Annotated in this window: 2 protein-coding genes; both read right to left on the bottom strand. The window is 65.0% G+C overall.

From position 1 onward, the window contains the following. A partial coding sequence (locus A8V01_RS27970; protein ID WP_425437371.1) for an outer membrane protein occupies positions 1-539 on the bottom strand: 539 nt, incomplete at its 3' end. Between the two features lie 135 nt (positions 540-674). Further along, positions 675-1,635, bottom strand: a 961-nt coding sequence (locus A8V01_RS27965) for a thioredoxin family protein (protein WP_146037401.1), incomplete at its 5' end; no start/stop codon positions are given.

Raw genomic sequence — 1,635 nt, 5'->3', positions numbered from 1 at the left:
TGCACCTTGGCGTAGGACAGGCCCCCAGTCACGTAGGGCATGATGCCGCTGCGGGTGGTCACGCCCAGTCGGGCGCGCAGGTTGCCGTTCCAGTCGATCTGGCGGCGCATGGTGTAGTATGCGGGTGTCGTGGAGTATTCGCTCACCGCGTCGTCGATGTACGTCTTGCCAGCTTCGGCGACCACGCCTGCCACGATGCTGCCGAACTGGCGATCATAGCCGACATGGCCCATCCAGCTCAGTGCGTCCTTGTCGCCGCGGCAGCCGCTGGCCGGTGTCGAACCGCGCGCCGCGCCGCCGCACGTGCCCGGCGAGAACGCGTTCGCGCCAGTGGTCGTCGTGACCGTGTCGTTGAAGCTGCCGTCGGCATTGGTGTCGAAGCGAAGATGCTCGTTGTTGTCGCTCTTCTGGAACGTGTAGCCGATCGAGCCGCCGACATACGGGCCGCTCCAATCGACTGCATCGCTATCCTGAGCGAATGCCGGCGCGGCAAGAGCGAGCGCCATTGCGCCCAAAGGCGCAAAGTACAGTGCCCTCATGGAAATCCTCCTTATCAGTCAACCAGATCGGCTGCTTTCGGAGGCACAAACACCGACTGGCAAAGTTTGGTTGCGCTGGCTTACCGTGACGTTTTGTTGCCCGTGTGCCAATGTACGCACAGCCGATGGCACGCCTCAGCCGAACGTGAAGGCAAAGGCCTGAACTCCGGGGTCGAGGAACTCGATCGCGAAAGTCCGCTCAGCCGTGCCGCCCTGCATCCGGACCAACTGGTAGAGCCGCTGCCCATCGACCACACCGTTGCCACCCGGATCGACATCGGTGCCGTGGTCTGCGCCGGGCGCCATGCCGTCGACGGTCACCCGGAAACGTACCCGCTGCCCCAACCGCGCCGGGCCGAGCACGAGATGTACGTCGCGCGCATGAAAGCGATAGACGATGCGTCCTCCCGCAGCATCGAGCGATGCCTTTTCGCGACCGGCCGTCCATGTACCGGCAAGGCCCCACGCGTCGCGCTGCGGCGAAGCGGGCGCCGTGTAGTCGTGGTGGGCATCTCGGACGAAACCGCCCGGCGAAGCGAACCGCAGCGCCTTGCCGTAGCCAAGATAGGTTTCGGGCGATCGCGCTTTCCCGTGCCCCGCAGCGGCTCCGGCTCCGGTCGCCGAGACGGTGACCGTCCCGGTATTGCCCACCGCACTGCCGTTTTCCGCCAGCAAGCGCTGGATCACCCTCTCCGACTGCGCATAGTCGCCCTCGCCGAAGTGGTGGTAGCGGACGCGGCCCTTGCCATCGATGAAGTAGTGGGCGGGCCAATAGCGATTGCGAAATGCCCGCCAGACGCCGTGGTCGTTGTCGATCGCGACAGGATAGGCAATGCCGAGGTCACCTACCGCCTTGCGGACGTTGGCGGGATCCTTTTCAAAGGCGAACTCGGGTGTATGGACGCCGATCACTACCAGCCCCTGGTCGCGGTACTTCTCCGCCCAGGCCCGCACGTAAGGCAGCGAGCGCAGGCAGTTGATGCAGCTGTAGGTCCAGAAATCGACCAGCACGACCTTCCCGCGCAGCGATGCCGGGGTCAGCGGCGGCGAATTGATCCATTCGTTCGCTCCCGCCAGCGATGGGAACGCACCTTCG

Origin of the sequence: Novosphingobium guangzhouense, assembly GCF_002896965.1 — a bacterium.
Lineage (GTDB): Bacteria > Pseudomonadota > Alphaproteobacteria > Sphingomonadales > Sphingomonadaceae > Novosphingobium > Novosphingobium guangzhouense.
The sequence above is the reverse complement of the archived record's forward strand: the minus strand, read 5'-3'. Positions and strand labels throughout refer to the sequence as shown.